Raw genomic sequence first — 14,063 nt, forward strand, 5'->3', positions numbered from 1 at the left:
GATGCACGTGATCGTAACGGGTGGATCAAGCGGCATCGGACTGGAAGTGGCGCGGATCTACGCATGCCGGGGTGCGCGCGTATCGATCATCGCGCGCACGGCGGCAATGCTTGAAAGCGCTGTTGTCGACCTCCGCAGTACCGGCAAGGCTGACATCAGATGTGAACGCGCGGATGTCGCGAACGATAGCGAGATCTCGCGTGCTGTTGATGCCTGCGAGGCCGCATTCGGACCGTGCGACGTTCTTGTTGCCTCGGCCGGGATGGTAGAACCCGCTTTTTTCGACCAGCAATCGCAGAGCGACTTTTCCCGCCAGATAGACGTCAACCTGCTCGGTACGGCGAATGCTGTACGCGCAGTCTACGCGGGCATGAAGAGCCGCGGGCAGGGCGCAATCATGATCGTGTCCTCGGGTGCGGCACTGATCGGCATACCCGGCTACACAGCTTATTGTGCCTCCAAGTCGGCGCTCACGGGCTTCGCCGAGGCCCTCCAGGCTGAGTCGGTTGGAGATGGCGTCACCATATCGCTGTGCTTCCCGCCGGATACCGAAACGCCGCAGTTCGAGAGGGAACTCGCCAAACGCCCGGCGCAGGCACGGGCTCTGATGGGTGCCGCGCCGCCGTGGAGGGCGAATGCCGTTGCCGAAAAGATCGTTCGCGGCATCGATCGGCGGTCGAAGAAAGTCTATTTCGGCTTTTCCATCACTGGCCTTGGCCTGTTCGGTCCACTGGTAAAGCCGTTCGTTGCGGCCTGGTTTTCCAGACGTCGCTAGATAAACCGCGTCTCTTCGCCCGCAATCCTCAAGATTGTCAGCTTGCCCGAATAAAATGCCCCGGTATCGATGCCGATTCTGTTCGGTCCGAGCGAAGGCTCAGCCTGCGGCGTGTGGCCGTGGATCACGAAGGTGGATGGAAGGTTTGGTCCTTTGGCGAGGAATGGATCGCGGATCCACATCAGGTCAGCCTCCTCCTGGTCTTTCAACGCGACACCCGGCCGGATGCCGGCGTGGACGAACAGAAGCTGTCCGACCTTCATGCTGATCGGCAAATCGGTGAGGAACTGGCGGTGCGCATCGGGCACGACTTCAGCCAGCAGCTGCTTCAGCGTGCCATTGCGGCTGCGCTGGCGAAAGTTCTGGTCATGCACGTCGAGCCCGTAGGACGCCAGCGTCTGCTCTCCGCCGAGGCTCAGCCATTCGCCATGCGTGTCCGGATCATCGAGGAAGAGGCGGAACACATCGTCATGGTTTCCGCATAGCGGCAGTCGGCGCAGACCGTATTCGCTCGGCTTGATCAGATAGTCGAGAACACCCGAGGATGCCGGGCCGCGGTCCACATAGTCGCCGAGAAGAACCACCACGCCCGCACGGCGCGTTTCTTCGATGTCCCGGGCGATCTTCGACTCGGCTTCCTTGAGGAGCTCCAGGCAGCCATGCACGTCGCCGATCGCGTAGATCGGATAGGTCGGCGCGTCTACGCCAAGGTCGATACGCCGACGGGGACGTGGGACGCTCCCCTGGCTGGAACGTTTCTGGGTGAGCCACCCGATGACCTTGCGCATGATACAGTTCGTTTCGAGAATGAGAGAGAACGTGAGGATACAATGGGAAATGTGCCCCTAATGGACGTTTAACAAGCCCTTTCGGATCTCGTTGCAAACCGTTCAACGATCCCGATGCTGCTGCACCTCCGCTGCAGTATGAGAAAGTATAAACCGGCGCTCCGCAAAATATAATGCCGTACTTCACCAAGTCCTCGTGCTGCTATGGACAGTTGTTTTATTTTGAAACACTATCGAGGGGAGGAGCTGGGGGAGGGAAATAAATGCGGATACAGATCGTTGCCATCTCGATTATGGCAAGCCTTTTCCTGTGGATTTTCGCATACTATTGTCTGCAGACCACCTACAGGACGGGCCAGGCTTACGGCGTGATGCCGAACCTGAACATCAGCAAACGACTCAGCATCTTTGATTGAACGGGTAAGCGCTTCGAGTGCACGAGAGCTTCTGCGCTGTCGCTAAGGCTGCCTCTGCGCGTAGGTCGCCGCGAGTTGCTTGACCCCTTGGCGATATTTGAACACCTCTATGCCACCGACGAAGACGGCGCAGCAGGAGAGAAGAATAAAGGCGACAGCGGCAGCTTTCATGGCGGGACAATGGCATGCTGCTCGCCTCTGCGCCAGTCCCTGTTGAAGTGCTGCCGGACAGGCGTACAAAACAAGAGACCGGAGAGTGTTCGCCGGCCGTCCAACTGCTACAACGCGTATTGCCGTGCAGGCCGACAGTCTTCTGCAACGTAGCCCCTCAGCGATGCAAACCACAATGGTGTAGCCTGCCAACGTCATCTGCCGGTGATCGACTGACTAAGACTAGATAACGAATCGGTTGGAACCTGGCGTTGAAGTCGCGAAGTATTCTGTCGGAGCGGATGAGCCCCCTTTGACCGCCGCCTATTTCTGGTCAACGCAATCGTCCAAAGAGCAGTGATGGGCAAACATGTGCCATTGTCAGCGCGAGAGAATTCTACGGAATTTATCTCGGAGGGAGGGCCGAAGAATGGTGGGCGATGACGGACTCGAACCGCCGACATCCTCGGTGTAAACGAGGCGCTCTACCAACTGAGCTAATCGCCCCTAAACCGCAGACCGTTCGTCTGCCGCTTCGGTGGCCGTGATCTATGCGGATCGCGCGAAAACCGCAAGAGCTTTGACGACATTTTTTTGAATTTTCGACAAAATCCGTGGCAGATAAGGGTTCTTTACGACAAACCACGGGCCTCGATGTGGGAAAGTGAGTGGCGTCATTATTTTGTCTTCAAACTTGCTTGACACCTCCCGTCGAACCTCTTAGGAAGCGGCCAACCGAGCAGTCGAGGCTGCCTGGTGAGAGACGAAAGTTTCTGAAGAAATGTGCGGGTGTAGCTCAGTTGGTTAGAGTGCCGGCCTGTCACGCCGGAGGTCGCGGGTTCGAGCCCCGTCACTCGCGCCATTCTTCTTCCTCGAACGTCGTGTCCAAATGATGCGGCGCCGTAAAGTCGGCAATATGCGCGGGTGTAGCTCAGTTGGTTAGAGTGCCGGCCTGTCACGCCGGAGGTCGCGGGTTCGAGCCCCGTCACTCGCGCCATTTACTTTCTTTCCTCCAAACTGATCAAGGGTCTCTATCCTCACCGGGATGGGGAATGATCGGGTCGTCGAACCCACCTGTCGCGCTGAGAGTTGCAACGTCCGTCCGCCGCGCCTCTCGAATCGCTATTCCTGAATAAAACTCCATCGTTAGAAGACCGTCGGCAGACCCTTGGCCGGGAACATGTCGGGTACTGATTTGTTGGCGAACGAACTGGTGTTTTCCAGTGGAGTATTATTGGTAGGTGAGGGGGACTCAAAGGGCTTGCGCCTTTCCTCACGCTGCGCTAGTCACGCCTTGTTGCAATGCACGTACGCTTGTCGAATTCATGTTCGAGCGTCGCCCGGCGCTAAAGGCAAGCAGGGATCGAATATCATGAGTGAACTCCTCACTTCCTACGTCCCGATCGCGATCTTCATCGGTATATCCTTGGTGATCGGTCTGGCGCTTCTGATCGTGCCTTTCGCCGTTGCCTACAAGGCGCCTGATTCGGAAAAGCTTTCCGCCTACGAATGCGGCTTCAATGCCTTCGACGATGCCCGCATGAAGTTCGACATCCGCTTCTATCTCGTGTCGATTCTGTTCATCATTTTTGACCTCGAAGTTGCCTTCCTGTTCCCTTGGGCTGTGTCCTTCGGTGAAATCGGCTGGTTCGGCTTCTGGTCCATGATGGTGTTCCTGGGTGTCCTCACGATCGGCTTTATCTACGAATGGAAAAAAGGAGCGCTGGAATGGGAGTAGTCGATAGCGGCACAACTCTCGTCGCGCCGAAGTCCAAGGGTATTATCGACCCGAATACCGGCAAGCCGATTGGCAGCGACGACGCGTTCTTTGGCGAGATCAACAATGAGCTCGCCGACAAGGGCTTTCTTGTCACGTCGACCGACGAACTGATCAACTGGGCCCGTACCGGCTCGCTGATGTGGATGACGTTCGGTCTGGCCTGCTGCGCCGTCGAAATGATGCAGCTTTCCATGCCGCGTTATGACGTCGAGCGTTTCGGCTTTGCGCCACGCGCTTCGCCGCGCCAGTCGGACGTGATGATCGTGGCGGGAACGCTGACCAACAAGATGGCGCCTGCGCTTCGCAAGGTCTATGACCAGATGCCGGAGCCACGTTACGTCATCTCGATGGGATCATGTGCAAACGGCGGTGGGTATTATCACTATTCCTACTCCGTCGTTCGCGGTTGCGACCGCATCGTGCCGATCGACATCTACGTGCCGGGCTGTCCCCCCACGGCAGAGGCGCTGCTTTACGGCGTGCTCCTGCTGCAGAAGAAGATCCGGCGCACCGGAACGATCGAGCGTTGAGGGCTTGAGGAGGATATGATGACCGAGACCCTGAGCGAGCTTTCGACCTACATTCGCGAATCGCGCTCGACGCTGGTCGAAGACGCGGTGATGTCCTATGGCGAACTGAACCTGATCGCCACCAGCGACAACATCATCGAGCTTCTGACCTTCCTCCGCGATGATCCGAAATGCCGTTTCATCAGCTTCATCGATATCTGCGGCGTCGATTATCCGGCCCGTGCGAAGCGTTTTGATGTGGTCTATCACCTGCTGTCGCCGCACCGGAACCTGCGTATCCGGATCAAGGTTGCAACGGGCGAGGACGAACCGGTTCCTTCGGCATTCTCGGTCTACCCGGGCGCCGACTGGTTCGAACGTGAGGCATGGGATCTCTACGGCATCCTGTTTACCGGTCACCCGGATCTTCGCCGGATCCTGACCGATTACGGTTTCGAGGGGCATCCGCTCCGCAAGGACTTCCCGACGACCGGCTTCGTCGAGGTTCGCTACGACGACAGCGTCAAGCGCGTCGTCTACGAACCGGTCGAGCTCCGGCAGGAATTCCGCAACTTCGATTTCCTGTCGCCTTGGGAGGGGACGGATTACGTTCTTCCCGGTGACGAGAAAGCGAAGACCTGACGCGGTTGATTTGGTAATTGCCGGGTTGGGTGGACTTGGTTGAGGGAGCGGGCAGGCGGGTCGATTAGACGCGGTAATGTGATATCGGTCTAAAATATCAGGAGAGGACAGCAACATGGTTGCACTCCCTGAAAGATCGGTTCCTACTGGGTCGGCGTTCGTCTGAATTGATTGACATGACGATGAAGCAGAATTTCGGGCGGTTGCCCATTTTCCAAAGCGCGGAGCGCTGAAATGACGGAACACAACGTCCGGAACTTCAATATCAACTTCGGTCCGCAGCATCCGGCTGCCCACGGCGTTCTGCGTCTGGTGCTGGAACTGGATGGCGAAATCGTCGAGCGTGTCGATCCGCATATCGGCCTCCTGCATCGCGGCACCGAAAAGCTGATCGAGACCAAGACCTATCTGCAGGCCTTGCCCTATTTCGACCGGCTCGATTACGTCGCGCCGATGAACCAGGAGCATGCCTATTCGCTCGCGGTCGAAAAGCTGCTCGGCCTCGAGATCCCGATCCGCGGTCAGCTGATCCGCGTTCTCTATTCGGAAATCGGCCGTATCCTCTCGCATCTTCTGAACGTGACCACTCAGGCCATGGACGTCGGCGCACTGACGCCGCCGCTCTGGGGCTTCGAAGAACGCGAAAAGCTGATGGTGTTCTATGAGCGCGCCTGCGGCGCCCGCATGCATGCCGCCTATTTCCGTCCGGGTGGCGTTCATCAGGACCTGCCGGTGGAACTGGTCGAAGACATCGGCCAGTGGTGCGACGAGTTCCCGGCAAAGCTCGACGATATCGACGACCTTCTGACCGGCAACCGTATTTTCAAGCAGCGCAACGTCGATATCGGCGTTGTGAGCCTCGACGACGCATGGGCCTGGGGCTTCTCCGGCGTCATGGTCCGCGGTTCGGGCGCGGCATGGGATCTGCGCAAGTCGCAGCCTTACGAATGCTACGCCGACCTCGACTTCGATATTCCGATCGGCAAGAACGGCGATTGCTACGACCGCTACCTGATCCGCATGATCGAGATGCGCGAATCCTGCAAGATCATGAAGCAGTGCGTCAATCGTCTGCTCAGCGACGCAAAGACCGGCCCGGTGTCTTCGACCGACGGCAAGGTCGTGCCGCCGAAGCGTGGCGAGATGAAGCGTTCGATGGAAGCGCTGATCCACCACTTTAAGCTCTACACCGAAGGCTACCACGTTCCGGCCGGCGAAGTTTACGCGGCCGTCGAAGCGCCCAAGGGCGAGTTCGGCGTGTTCCTGGTCGCCGACGGCACCAACAAGCCCTACCGCTGCAAGATCCGCGCTCCGGGTTATGCACATCTCCAGGCGATGGACTTCATCTGTCGCGGACACCAGCTGGCGGACGTGTCCGCGGTGCTCGGTTCTCTGGACATCGTGTTCGGTGAGGTTGACCGCTGATGAAGCTTCGCGCCGTCGCAGCCGCTGCTCTCGTGCTCTCTGCTCCTGCGGTCTCGCAGGCGCAGGAGGCGCTGTCGAGTGTCAGCGGCGGTTCGGCGTCGATGGCTACGCTCCTGTCCGAGGGATACGAGATCAAGACATCCGTACTCAACGGCACGAAGCTGATCGTGTTCATGCAGAAAGACAAGACGGCCTATGCCTGCGAATTCGTGACACTCACGAGATCGCGGTGCGGGGTCATAAACTGATAAGGCGTTGAAAGCATGTCCGTTCGTCGACTAGCCGAAGAACAGTTCCAGCCGGCAAACTTCTCCTTCAACGAGGAGAATGCGGTCTGGGCAGAGGCAACGATCAGGAAATACCCGGAAGGCCGGCAGCAGTCGGCCGTCATTCCGTTGTTGATGCGTGCGCAGGAGCAGGATGGCTGGGTCACCCGTTCCGCCATCGAGCATATCGCCGCCAAGCTCGACATGGCCTATATCCGCGTTCTCGAAGTCGCGACCTTCTATACCCAGTTCCAGCTGAAGCCGATCGGCACCCGTGCGCATATCCAGGTCTGCGGCACGACGCCTTGCATGCTTCGCGGCTCGGAAGACCTGATCAAGGTCTGTCAGAAGAAGATCCACCACGATCCGCTGCATCTGAATGCGACCGGCACGCTGTCCTGGGAAGAGGTCGAGTGTCAGGGCGCCTGCGTCAACGCACCGATGGTGATCATCTTCAAGGATGCCTACGAGGACCTGACACCCGAGCGTCTTGAAGAAATCATCGACACGTTCGAGGCAGGCAAGGGCGCCGAGGTCAAGACCGGTCCGCAGATCGACCGTCATGAGTCGGCACCGATCGGTGCTCCGATCACGCTGGTCGACGATATCAAGCCGGTCCGCACCAATCTCGAGCCGCAGCCACAGGCTGTGACCGAAGGCGCATCCGTGCCGCCAGCAAATGCCGGTCGTCCGAAGGATACGGCGCCTGAGACCGACAAGTCGCTGAAGACGCCGGTCACGGCACCGAAGGCTGCTGCCGAGAACGTCAAGGTTGCTGAAAAGGGCGAAGGTTCGCCGACGACAACCGAGACGGCGCCAGCAGCGACCGGGAGCAAGGCCGAAGGCGCTCCGGCAGAGCTCGGCGTTCCCTCGGGCGAGACGAAGCCGAAGCGTAGCCGCAAGCCGAAGCCTGAAGGGGAAAGCTCCTGATGATGGGCGCGGCAAAGTTTCGGTCCGTCACTACGGGCATGCTGATGATGACATCCGATGTGATAAAGTCGGTCGAGTAGGTAGATAGATCATGTTGCAAGACCAGGATCGAATTTTCACCAATATCTACGGTCTCAAGGACAAGTCCTTGAAGGGCGCGATGAGCCGTGGCCACTGGGATGGTACGAAGATCATCATCGAGAAGGGCCGGGACTGGATCATCAACGAGATGAAGGCCTCCGGTCTTCGCGGTCGTGGTGGCGCAGGCTTCCCGACCGGCCTCAAGTGGTCCTTCATGCCGAAGGAATCGGATGGTCGCCCGCACTACCTCGTCGTCAATGCCGACGAATCGGAGCCTGGCACCTGCAAGGACCGCGAAATTATGCGCAACGATCCGCATACGCTGATCGAAGGCTGCGTGATTGCCGGTTTCGCCATGAATGCGCACACCGCCTACATCTATGTCCGCGGCGAATATATGCGCGAACGTGAAGACCTGCAGGCGGCGATCGACGAATGCTATGCCGCCGGTCTTCTCGGTGTGAACAACAAGAACGGCTGGGATTTCGACATCTACGTCCATCACGGCGCCGGTGCCTATATCTGCGGCGAAGAGACGGCGCTGCTCGAAAGCCTGGAAGGCAAGAAGGGCCAGCCGCGCCTGAAGCCTCCGTTCCCGGCCAATATGGGTCTCTACGGCTGCCCGACGACCGTCAACAACGTCGAATCGATCGCTGTTGCGCCGACCATTCTGCGCCGCGGAGCCTCGTGGTTCTCGTCGATCGGTCGTCCGAACAATGTCGGCACCAAGCTGTTCATGGTGTCTGGTCACGTCAACAAGCCCTGCACCTTTGAAGAGGCGATGGGTCTGTCGTTCCGCGAGATCATCGAGCATCATTGCGGCGGTATCCGCGGCGGTTGGGATAACCTTCTCGGCGTCATTCCCGGCGGCGCGTCCTGCCCGATCGTTCGCGGCGAAGACATGGCCGATGCCATCATGGACTTTGACGGCATGCGCGACGTGAAATCGTCGTTCGGCACGGGCGGCATGATCGTCATGGACAAGTCGACCGACGTCATCAAGGCGATCTGGCGCATCGCAGCCTTCTTCAAGCACGAGAGCTGCGGCCAGTGCACGCCGTGCCGCGAAGGCACGGGCTGGATGATGCGCGTTCTCGAGCGCATGGTGCGCGGCAACGCGCAGAAGCGCGAAATCGACATGCTCTTCCAGGTATCAAAGCAGATCGAAGGCCACACGATCTGTGCGCTCGGCGACGCGGCCGCTTGGCCGGTCCAGGGCCTGATCCGCAATTTCCGCCCCGAAATCGAGGCGCGTATCGACCAGTACACGAAGGACTCGACCTCACACGGCGCAGTTCTGGAAGCAGCGGAGTAACCGGACGGCATCTGCTTGAAGGTTGAAAAGAATTCGAAGGACAAAGGTGTTGGCGGGCTTGCCGCGATCGCCGCTTGGTCCGAAACAGATATTGCCCGGTTCGAAGACGACTTGGGTTTCGATGGGCGCATTTCGCGGGACGACTGGGTCGGCCAGGCGCGGGCGCTGTTGAAGTAAGGAATGTGTCCCTCGGCGAGACGGCTGATGGATGAACTGAGGACGTAGTTAAGACGATGACGAAGCTGAAGGTAGACGGCAAGGAAATCGAAGTCCCGGATCATTTCACGCTGCTTCAGGCGTGTGAGGAAGCCGGCGCCGAAATCCCGCGCTTTTGTTTCCACGAGCGTCTGTCCGTGGCAGGCAACTGTCGCATGTGCCTGATCGAGGTAAAGGGTGGCCCGCCAAAGCCGGCGGCATCCTGCGCGATGGGCGTGCGCGATATTCGCGGCGGCCCGAATGGCGAACTGCCGGAAGTCTTCACCAACACGCCGATGGTCAAGAAGGCCCGCGAAGGCGTGATGGAATTCCTGCTGATCAACCATCCGCTGGATTGCCCGATCTGCGACCAGGGTGGCGAATGCGACCTGCAGGACCAGGCGATGGCCTTCGGCATCGATAGCTCGCGCTACACCGAAAACAAGCGCGCCGTCGAAGACAAGTATATCGGCCCGCTCGTCAAGACCGTGATGAACCGCTGCATTCACTGCACGCGCTGCGTCCGCTTCACGACCGAAGTCGGCGGCATTTCTGAGCTTGGTCTTATCGGCCGCGGTGAAGATGCCGAAATCACGACCTATCTCGAGCACGCGATGACCTCGGAGCTTCAGGGCAACGTTGTCGATCTCTGCCCCGTCGGTGCGCTCACCTCCAAGCCGTTCGCCTTCACGGCCCGTCCTTGGGAACTGAACAAGACCGAATCGATCGACGTCATGGATGCCGTCGGCTCCGCAATCCGCGTCGACACCCGCGGCCGCGAAGTGATGCGCATCATGCCGCGCGTCAACGAGCAGGTGAACGAAGAGTGGATCTCGGACAAGACCCGCTTCATCTGGGACGGTCTGAAAACCCAGCGCCTCGATCGCCCTTATGTCCGCAAGGACGGCCGTCTGCAGGCTGCAAGCTGGGCCGAAGCCTTCGCAGCGATCAAGACCGCTGTTTCCGCGACATCAGGCGACAAGATCGGCGCAATTGCCGGCGATCTGGCTTCGGTCGAGGAAATGTACGCGCTGAAGTCGCTGATGAACTCGCTCGGTTCGGAAAACCTCGATTGTCGCCAGGACGGGACGGCGCTCGATCCGTCGCTTGGTCGCGGCAGCTACATCTTCAACCCGACCATCGAAGGCATCGAACAGGCCGGTGGCTTGCTCCTGATCGGCGCCAACCCGCGCTATGAAGCTTCGGTTCTAAACGCCCGCATTCGCAAGCGTTTCCGTCGCGGCAACTTCCCGATCGGCGTGATCGGCGAAGTAAGCGAACTCCGCTACGCCTATGATTATCTCGGCGCCGGCCCGGACTCGCTTGCCGAGCTTTCGTCGGGCAGCAACAGCTTTGCCGAAAAGCTGCGCGGTGTGAAGAACCCGATGATCATCGTAGGGCAGGGGGCTCTTTCCCGTCCTGATGGCCTTGCCATTCTCCAGGCAGCAGCAAAGCTCGCCGGTTCCATTGGCGCGCTGACGGACGAGTGGAACGGTTTCGGCGTCCTGCACACGGCAGCATCGCGCGTCGGTGGCCTCGATCTCGGCTTCGTGCCGGGTGCCAAGGGTGCCAATGCCGCAACCATGCTGAAGTCGATGGACGTTCTCTTCCTGCTTGGCGCCGACGAGATGGAGTTCTCGACGAAATACGCCAAGTTCACGGTCTATATCGGCAGCCACGGCGACAACGGCGCGCATACCGCCGACGTCATTCTCCCGGCAGCGACCTACACGGAAAAGTCCGGCACCTGGGTCAACACCGAAGGCCGCGTTCAGATGGGCAACCGTGCCGGCTTCGCGCCGGGTGAAGCCCGCGAGGATTGGGCAATCATCCGCGCCCTGTCCGATGTGCTTGGCAAGAAGCTGCCGTTCGATTCGCTTTATGGTCTGCGTGCGAAGCTCTATGCGGATCACCCGCATTTTGCGGATCTCGACGAGATCGCGACCGGCTCGGTCAACGACATCGCCACCCTCGGCCTGAAATCCGGTGAGCTTTCCAAGGGCGGCTTCACGACCCCGATCAAGGATTTCTATCTGACCAACCCGATCGCCCGCGCATCTGCCGTCATGGCGGAGTGCTCGGCACTGGCCCGCAACAATTTCCAGGTTGCGGCGGAGTAATATGAACATGGATTCGTTCTTCTGGACCTACGTTTGGCCGGCACTGATCATGGTTGGGCAGTCTCTTCTGCTCCTGGTCTGCCTTCTGGTCTTCATTGCCTATATCCTTCTCGCCGACCGCAAGATCTGGGCGGCCGTTCAGCTGCGCCGTGGTCCGAACGTCGTTGGTCCGTTCGGTCTGTTCCAGTCCTTCGCCGACCTTCTGAAGTTCATCCTGAAGGAGCCGATCATTCCGGCTGGCGCCAATAAAGGCGTCTTTCTTCTGGCGCCGCTGATTTCGGTGACGCTGGCACTCGCGACATGGGCGGTCATTCCGTTCAGCCAGAACTGGGTTATCGCCAACATCAATGTCGGTATCCTCTACGTCTTCGCGATCTCGTCGCTCGAAGTCTACGGCATCATCATGGCCGGCTGGGCATCGAACTCGAAATACCCGTTCCTCGGTGCACTTCGCTCCGCGGCGCAGATGGTGTCTTATGAAGTCTCGATCGGCTTCGTCATCGTCTCGGTCCTGCTCTGCGTCGGTTCGCTCAACCTGACCGACATCGTCAATGCGCAGCATGATGGTCTCGGCACGATGATGGGTCTGCCGGCCTCGTTCCTCGACTGGCACTGGCTGGCGCTGTTCCCGATGTTCGTGATCTTCTTCATCTCGGCCTTGGCAGAAACCAACCGTCCCCCGTTCGATTTGCCGGAAGCGGAATCCGAACTTGTCGCCGGTTACATGGTCGAGTATTCGTCAGCGCCATACATGATGCTGATGCTCGGCGAATACGCCGCCATCCTGATGATGTGCTCGCTGACCACTATTCTTTTCCTCGGAGGCTGGCTGCCGCCGGTAGACGTCTGGTTCCTCAACTGGGTTCCCGGCATCATCTGGTTCATGCTGAAAGGCTCCATGGTCTTCTTCATGTTCGCTATGGTGAAGGCCTTCGTACCGCGCTATCGCTACGACCAACTCATGCGTCTCGGCTGGAAGGTGTTTCTGCCTCTGTCGCTCGCCATGGTCGTGATCGTTGCATTCGTGCTGAAACTGATGGGATGGGCATGATCATGGCTCGTTCGTCACTCGGCATCATTGGAGAATAAGATGGCTATTGCCCAGGCTATCAACTCGCTGTTCCTGAAGGAATTCGTCGGCGCCTTCTTCCTGTCGATGAGGTATTTCTTCAAGCAGAAGGCGACGATCAACTACCCGTTCGAAAAGGGCCCGGTCTCGCCGCGCTTCCGTGGCGAACATGCACTGCGCCGCTATCCGAACGGCGAAGAGCGTTGCATCGCCTGCAAGCTGTGCGAGGCGATCTGTCCCGCCCAGGCGATCACCATCGAAGCCGGCCCGCGCCGCAACGACGGCACGCGCCGCACGGTGCGTTACGATATCGACATGGTGAAGTGCATCTACTGCGGCTTCTGCCAGGAAGCCTGCCCGGTCGATGCGATCGTCGAAGGTCCGAATTTCGAATTCTCGACGGAAACCCGCGAAGAACTGTATTTCGACAAGGCACGTCTTCTCGAAAACGGCGATCGTTGGGAGCGTGAAATCGCGCGCAACATCGGGATCGACTCGCCCTACCGGTAACGGGGCGAGCATGCCGTCGCTCTCATCGGGCGCCGGGCAAGCATTGGTCATTTAATCTCGGTGCGTTCGAAGCGCCGGGTTCTGACGGGCAGGGGGCTTTTTGGAAGCGCCGCCCGATGAGGAACGAAAAGGCACCACGATGGGTCTGCAGGCTATCTTTTTCTACATCTTCGCGTTCATCGCGGTGGCGTCGGCGTTCATGGTCATCTCGGCCAAGAACCCGGTCCATTCGGTGCTCTTCCTCATCCTCACCTTCTTCAATTCGGCGGGCCTGTTCCTGCTGACCGGGGCCGAGTTCCTGGCGATGATCCTGCTCGTCGTTTATATCGGCGCGGTCGCGGTTCTGTTCCTGTTCGTCGTGATGATGCTCGACATCGACTTTGCCGAACTGCGCTCCGGTATTCTTCAATACGCGCCGATCGGCATCGTTATCGGGCTGATCCTTGCGGCTGAACTGATCGTCGTGATCGGCGGCTCGGTGCTGGCACCGGAGGCGGCGAGTTCCATCACGATGCCGATCCCGAACCCAGCCGTGCGCACCAACACGGCTGCTCTCGGCGATGTGCTCTATACGAATTACGTCTATTTCTTCCAGCTCGCCGGCATGGTGCTTCTGGTCGCAATGATCGGCGCCATCGTGCTGACGCTGCGCCATCGCACCAACGTCAAGCGTCAGGATATTTCGAGACAGGTCGCACGCACGCCCGAAACCGCCGTCGAGGTGGTCAAGGTCAAGTCCGGCCAGGGTCTCTGAAGGTAGCGGGAACAAGGAACAACAAACATGGAAATCGGTCTTTCCCACTATCTGACGGTCAGCGCCATCCTGTTCACGCTCGGCGTGTTCGGCATCTTCCTGAACCGCAAGAACGTCATCATCATCCTGATGTCGGTCGAGCTGATCCTGCTCGCGGTCAACCTCAACATGGTGGCCTTCTCATCCTTCCTGAACGACATCGTCGGCCAGGTCTTCGCACTGTTCATTCTGACCGTCGCTGCTGCGGAAGCCGCCATCGGTCTTGCAATTCTCGTCGTCTTCTACCGCAACCGCGGCTCGATCGCGGTCGAAGACGTCAATATGATGAAGGGCTGATC

The 14,063-nt window shown here is 59.1% G+C and carries 15 protein-coding genes and 3 tRNA genes; 16 read left to right on the top strand and 2 right to left on the bottom strand.

The window, feature by feature from the left end; translation table 11 throughout:
• The first annotated feature begins 1 nt into the window (after window position 1).
• Window positions 2–775: an SDR family oxidoreductase gene (locus ACQY1P_RS11200; RefSeq protein ID WP_430256408.1), complete on the top strand. Its 774-nt coding sequence runs from the start codon at window positions 2–4 to the stop codon at window positions 773–775.
• On the opposite strand, the gene ACQY1P_RS11205 is transcribed toward ACQY1P_RS11200, so the two are convergent.
• Together ACQY1P_RS11205 and ACQY1P_RS11210 are read right to left on the bottom strand one after the other, a co-directional pair.
• A complete protein-coding gene (locus ACQY1P_RS11205) occupies window positions 772–1,563 on the bottom strand; it encodes a metallophosphoesterase family protein (protein WP_430256409.1) in 792 nt (263 codons plus the stop codon). The two genes, ACQY1P_RS11200 and ACQY1P_RS11205, sit on opposite strands and share 4 nt — an antisense overlap.
• 997 nt (window positions 1,564–2,560) lie before the next feature.
• Window positions 2,561–2,636 (bottom strand) — tRNA-Val (locus tag ACQY1P_RS11210).
• Between the two features lie 278 nt (window positions 2,637–2,914).
• On the opposite strand from ACQY1P_RS11210, the gene ACQY1P_RS11215 reads away from it, so the two are divergent.
• The 15 genes from ACQY1P_RS11215 to nuoK all read left to right on the top strand — a co-directional run bounded on the left by ACQY1P_RS11215 (window position 2,915) and on the right by nuoK (window position 14,061).
• A tRNA-Asp gene (locus ACQY1P_RS11215) sits at window positions 2,915–2,991 on the top strand.
• 58 nt (window positions 2,992–3,049) lie between these two features.
• A tRNA-Asp gene (locus ACQY1P_RS11220) sits at window positions 3,050–3,126 on the top strand.
• 375 nt (window positions 3,127–3,501) lie between these two features.
• On the top strand, window positions 3,502–3,867 hold the full coding sequence (locus ACQY1P_RS11225) for an NADH-quinone oxidoreductase subunit A (protein WP_430256410.1): 366 nt from the start codon (window positions 3,502–3,504) through the stop codon (window positions 3,865–3,867).
• Complete coding sequence (locus ACQY1P_RS11230) at window positions 3,858–4,439, top strand: NuoB/complex I 20 kDa subunit family protein (RefSeq protein WP_062453236.1); 582 nt, start codon at window positions 3,858–3,860, stop codon at window positions 4,437–4,439. The genes ACQY1P_RS11225 and ACQY1P_RS11230 overlap by 10 nt, the downstream gene beginning before the upstream one ends.
• Before the next feature lie 18 nt (window positions 4,440–4,457).
• Window positions 4,458–5,060: an NADH-quinone oxidoreductase subunit C gene (locus ACQY1P_RS11235; protein ID WP_062580253.1), complete on the top strand. Its 603-nt coding sequence runs from the start codon at window positions 4,458–4,460 to the stop codon at window positions 5,058–5,060.
• 234 nt (window positions 5,061–5,294) lie between these two features.
• On the top strand, window positions 5,295–6,485 hold the full coding sequence (locus ACQY1P_RS11240; RefSeq protein WP_062453235.1) for an NADH-quinone oxidoreductase subunit D: 1,191 nt from the start codon (window positions 5,295–5,297) through the stop codon (window positions 6,483–6,485).
• A complete protein-coding gene (locus ACQY1P_RS11245; RefSeq protein ID WP_062453234.1) occupies window positions 6,485–6,733 on the top strand; it encodes a hypothetical protein in 249 nt (82 codons plus the stop codon). Before ACQY1P_RS11240 ends, ACQY1P_RS11245 begins: the two co-directional genes overlap by 1 nt.
• A 15-nt stretch (window positions 6,734–6,748) precedes the next feature.
• Entirely contained in the window at window positions 6,749–7,681 is a 933-nt protein-coding gene (gene nuoE, locus ACQY1P_RS11250) for an NADH-quinone oxidoreductase subunit NuoE (protein ID WP_174195981.1), read from the top strand.
• Window positions 7,682–7,772: 91 nt separating this feature from the next.
• Entirely contained in the window at window positions 7,773–9,077 is a 1,305-nt protein-coding gene (nuoF, locus tag ACQY1P_RS11255) for an NADH-quinone oxidoreductase subunit NuoF (RefSeq protein ID WP_092661984.1), read from the top strand.
• Window positions 9,078–9,092: 15 nt separating this feature from the next.
• A complete protein-coding gene (locus ACQY1P_RS11260; protein ID WP_156466379.1) occupies window positions 9,093–9,254 on the top strand; it encodes a hypothetical protein in 162 nt (53 codons plus the stop codon).
• Between the two features lie 56 nt (window positions 9,255–9,310).
• Window positions 9,311–11,392 (top strand): NADH-quinone oxidoreductase subunit NuoG, encoded by a 2,082-nt coding sequence (gene nuoG, locus ACQY1P_RS11265; RefSeq protein ID WP_430256411.1) that lies wholly within the window; start codon window positions 9,311–9,313, stop codon window positions 11,390–11,392.
• Between the two features lie 7 nt (window positions 11,393–11,399).
• Entirely contained in the window at window positions 11,400–12,443 is a 1,044-nt protein-coding gene (nuoH, locus tag ACQY1P_RS11270) for an NADH-quinone oxidoreductase subunit NuoH (protein WP_062454722.1), read from the top strand.
• Between the two features lie 39 nt (window positions 12,444–12,482).
• Entirely contained in the window at window positions 12,483–12,971 is a 489-nt protein-coding gene (gene nuoI / locus ACQY1P_RS11275; protein WP_062580005.1) for an NADH-quinone oxidoreductase subunit NuoI, read from the top strand.
• Between the two features lie 139 nt (window positions 12,972–13,110).
• A complete protein-coding gene (locus tag ACQY1P_RS11280; protein WP_092661988.1) occupies window positions 13,111–13,725 on the top strand; it encodes an NADH-quinone oxidoreductase subunit J in 615 nt (204 codons plus the stop codon).
• Window positions 13,726–13,752: 27 nt separating this feature from the next.
• Window positions 13,753–14,061, top strand: a complete 309-nt coding sequence (gene nuoK, locus ACQY1P_RS11285) for an NADH-quinone oxidoreductase subunit NuoK (protein WP_062453229.1) — start codon at window positions 13,753–13,755, stop codon at window positions 14,059–14,061.
• Window positions 14,062–14,063 lie beyond the last annotated feature (2 nt).

The organism is Neorhizobium sp. DAR64872/K0K18 (assembly GCF_050500175.1).
In the GTDB taxonomy this organism is placed as follows: domain Bacteria; phylum Pseudomonadota; class Alphaproteobacteria; order Rhizobiales; family Rhizobiaceae; genus Neorhizobium; species Neorhizobium soli.

Excerpts from the sequence above, each read along its gene's own strand:
- ACQY1P_RS11200 (WP_430256408.1), top strand. The coding sequence starts at position 2 with ATGCACGTGATCGTAACGGGTGGATCAAGCGGCATCGGACTGGAAGTG.
- ACQY1P_RS11205 (WP_430256409.1), bottom strand. The coding sequence starts at position 1,563 with ATGCGCAAGGTCATCGGGTGGCTCACCCAGAAACGTTCCAGCCAGGGG.
- ACQY1P_RS11225 (WP_430256410.1), top strand. The coding sequence starts at position 3,502 with ATGAGTGAACTCCTCACTTCCTACGTCCCGATCGCGATCTTCATCGGT.
- ACQY1P_RS11230 (WP_062453236.1), top strand. The coding sequence starts at position 3,858 with ATGGGAGTAGTCGATAGCGGCACAACTCTCGTCGCGCCGAAGTCCAAG.
- ACQY1P_RS11235 (WP_062580253.1), top strand. The coding sequence starts at position 4,458 with ATGACCGAGACCCTGAGCGAGCTTTCGACCTACATTCGCGAATCGCGC.
- ACQY1P_RS11240 (WP_062453235.1), top strand. The coding sequence starts at position 5,295 with ATGACGGAACACAACGTCCGGAACTTCAATATCAACTTCGGTCCGCAG.
- ACQY1P_RS11245 (WP_062453234.1), top strand. The coding sequence starts at position 6,485 with ATGAAGCTTCGCGCCGTCGCAGCCGCTGCTCTCGTGCTCTCTGCTCCT.
- nuoE (WP_174195981.1), top strand. The coding sequence starts at position 6,749 with ATGTCCGTTCGTCGACTAGCCGAAGAACAGTTCCAGCCGGCAAACTTC.
- nuoF (WP_092661984.1), top strand. The coding sequence starts at position 7,773 with ATGTTGCAAGACCAGGATCGAATTTTCACCAATATCTACGGTCTCAAG.
- nuoG (WP_430256411.1), top strand. The coding sequence starts at position 9,311 with ATGACGAAGCTGAAGGTAGACGGCAAGGAAATCGAAGTCCCGGATCAT.
- nuoH (WP_062454722.1), top strand. The coding sequence starts at position 11,400 with ATGGATTCGTTCTTCTGGACCTACGTTTGGCCGGCACTGATCATGGTT.
- nuoI (WP_062580005.1), top strand. The coding sequence starts at position 12,483 with ATGGCTATTGCCCAGGCTATCAACTCGCTGTTCCTGAAGGAATTCGTC.
- ACQY1P_RS11280 (WP_092661988.1), top strand. The coding sequence starts at position 13,111 with ATGGGTCTGCAGGCTATCTTTTTCTACATCTTCGCGTTCATCGCGGTG.
- nuoK (WP_062453229.1), top strand. The coding sequence starts at position 13,753 with ATGGAAATCGGTCTTTCCCACTATCTGACGGTCAGCGCCATCCTGTTC.